Here is a 1889-nt window from a genome sequence, read left to right as displayed (position 1 = left end):
GCTAATGGGGCGTGCTGTCCCTAAAATGCCATGCACATCTTGGTTGGAAGGAGACCAAAAAACACCGCCCCTTTGCTTGTCACGTTTGATAAACATGGCTGCTGCAAAAGGACTTGCGGGTTTAACACTAACACCCCCCTCACGATTTGCCACCCGTACAAAGGGGTCAATCAAATAACAAAAGCGTGAGGAAAAATCTGCGCGATAGGTAAGGCTTTCTTGCGTGTTTTTACCACCCGTATCAAAAACCGCAATCGCTTGTAGCTTTTCTGCAACCTGTTCCAAAGCGTCTGCCACGGGGTTTTTGCCATTGTCAATCCGCCCTGCACTATAAGCCGGTGCTAAGAGAATTCCAGGTTCCACACCCAAATGCCCCCGCGCATGCGCTAAGGCATGCACACCGGTCAAGTGAGTATTGGATCCCACCATTTCGGTTTGTGTCTCAGCAATGGTTGACTTTTCTTCCACCCGCACAAGAATAATTTGTGCCTCAATCCCCTGTGCGCACACAGCATTAATAACATCAAGAGCTGTGCCTCTTGTTCCAAGCTTTTGGATTTTTTCTGTCTCATGGGTGAAGACCAACACGGGCTCGTCGAGGGGAAAAACTTGGTTGTCAGCATCAGGGGCTGTAACAACCGCCCCAATGGCGGTCTGATCAAATGTTGCTAAAGGACGGGAATCCTCACCAGCCTCTACAATGCGAATCCCATGATTAAATTCTATTGCCATTTTGCTCTCCAAATCAATGAAGAGACCATAACAACAAGAGCTCCCTTTCATAAGTCTGACACTGTCAGTCAAAAAGCCCTTTTAAAGGGCTTTAAAGGGGACTTAAAGACGGAAGAGCATACAAGCCTTTAAACGCTTATACAAAGATCTTTAATTTAACTGCGCCATCACCACCCCGTCCAGCACCATTTACTGTTCCATCTTCACCATCTCGATAACCGCCACCGCCACCGCCGCCATATCCTTTTTCAGCTCCGCTTCCTCCATTGCCACCATACTGGCTTTTTCCTCCCTTACCTCCATTATTAGCTATACCACTACCACCACTCCCACCACTCCCACCTCCACCTGCTCCACCATAGGTACTATCCCCTCCATCACCGCCACAACTATCATTAAAGCCACCACCACCTCCTCCGCCTCCATGCCAAGGATGTTCTTTTCCCGCATAACCATTATTATTACTACCACTTGCAGTTCCATAACCACCTGAAACTCCACCACCACTATTTCCACCAATATAACCGTTATTCCCCTTACCACCCCGTGCTGTAAGAATAGAACCAACTAGCGTATTACCACCATTAACACCATTTCCATATCCGCCTTTTCCAATAGCCACTAAATCATTATTCTGTAATTGGCGTTTTTGAATCTTTAAAGAAATACATTCACCACCACCTCCTCCTCCACGTTGGCCACCGCTCCCGCCACCTCCCCAAGCCATGATTTCAATATCAGTGTCATCTGTCACCCCATCAGGCCAAGGAATATTACCACTCTGCAACATAACGATTTCAATGTACTCTTCTTTACGCTTTTTGATTAAAGCATCCAAAAGAGCATCCACTTGCACCTTGGTATAAACAGCTTCACCATCAACTCTCAAAGGTCCTTTCAAGGTACTTCCATTTGTGCTTAAACTTGTCACCGTTTCACCATTATGAATAAGGCTAAACGACGAATTACCCAAAAGTTCTAAGCCACCACTCATGGTGACTTTGCTGGTAAATTTATTATAATTCTGCCATTCATTTGGGCTTGTGAGGCGCCCATAGCTGGTCATATCTTGATTAATCTTGGCTCTAAAATCATCAAGCCCCACGATATCTTCGGTTTTATGTTGATGCGCGCCTAACAGTGAGACAGCACTCCCA

The 1889-nt window shown here is 46.3% G+C and carries 1 protein-coding gene and 1 pseudogene; both read right to left on the bottom strand.

Annotation, left to right across the window (positions count from 1 at the left end):
- Positions 1-732: pseudogene (locus ACFIK1_RS09615) on the bottom strand (phage tail protein); the annotation flags it as partial.
- A 136-nt stretch (positions 733-868) separates the two neighbouring features.
- Positions 869-1889, bottom strand: a 1021-nt coding sequence (locus ACFIK1_RS09610) for a Bgr_08870 family protein (RefSeq protein ID WP_375662675.1), incomplete at its 5' end; no start/stop codon positions are given.

Origin of the sequence: Bartonella sp. OC16QHHD (assembly GCF_042194035.1) — a bacterium.
Lineage (GTDB): Bacteria > Pseudomonadota > Alphaproteobacteria > Rhizobiales > Rhizobiaceae > Bartonella.
The sequence above is the reverse complement of the archived record's forward strand: the minus strand, read 5'-3'. Positions and strand labels throughout refer to the sequence as shown.